The sequence below is a fragment of the Actinomadura fulvescens genome, assembly GCF_039533225.1.
Taxonomy (GTDB): Bacteria; Actinomycetota; Actinomycetes; order Streptosporangiales; family Streptosporangiaceae; genus Spirillospora; species Spirillospora fulvescens.
In genome coordinates this window covers 1-550 of the sequence record NZ_BAAATD010000060.1, presented here as the reverse complement: position 1 = coordinate 550, position 550 = coordinate 1, and the positions used below count along the sequence as shown (strand labels likewise).

General features: G+C 70.5%; 2 protein-coding genes. Both read left to right on the top strand.

The window, feature by feature from the left end:
• Nucleotides 1–290 (top strand): hypothetical protein (locus tag ABD333_RS47415; protein WP_344549509.1); only part of this gene is annotated, 290 nt, incomplete at its 5' end.
• Nucleotides 281–526: a hypothetical protein gene (locus ABD333_RS47410; RefSeq protein WP_344549508.1), complete on the top strand. Its 246-nt coding sequence runs from the start codon at nt 281–283 to the stop codon at nt 524–526. The genes ABD333_RS47415 and ABD333_RS47410, both read left to right, overlap by 10 nt.
• Nucleotides 527–550 lie beyond the last annotated feature (24 nt).

The following is a 550-nucleotide window of genomic DNA, read 5'->3' as shown; positions in this document are numbered from 1 at the left end:
CGGCGGCGGCGCTTACCCCCGAGAGCGACGCCGCCGCGCCTCAGATCCCCGGCACGTTCTACGCCTGGGACGTGGAGATCGCGGGTCGCCAGCCACGCGGCATCTCCGGCGTCACCGACCAGGCGGCCAACGCCGAACGGCAGGTGACGCTCGCGCTCACTGGGCAGCCGATCGGGTCGAAGGGCAAGGTGCGGCTGGTCGCGCTGTCGCCGCGCGGAGACATCTCCTACGTCGACCTGGACGTCGTCGCCCAGGCGCACAAGACCAGGAGCGGAATCACATGGGCGTGACGGCGGACGGCTGGCAGATCGACGTGTACGACGTGAACGGCGACGGCGACAGCTTCGTCGCGGTGTGCCACGACACCGGAACCACAGTCGGAGCCTTCTTCCACGAGGGCGGCTCCTGGTGGCGCGTGCGGATGCCGTCCGGCACCGTCCGCGGCATGTGGGTCGAGCCACGCATCGCCGAGCCGTGGCGCGACATCGTCCACCGCATGCTCGGCACCGACCGGAGGGAACCATGAACGCAGACCAGCACAGTCGGCCGA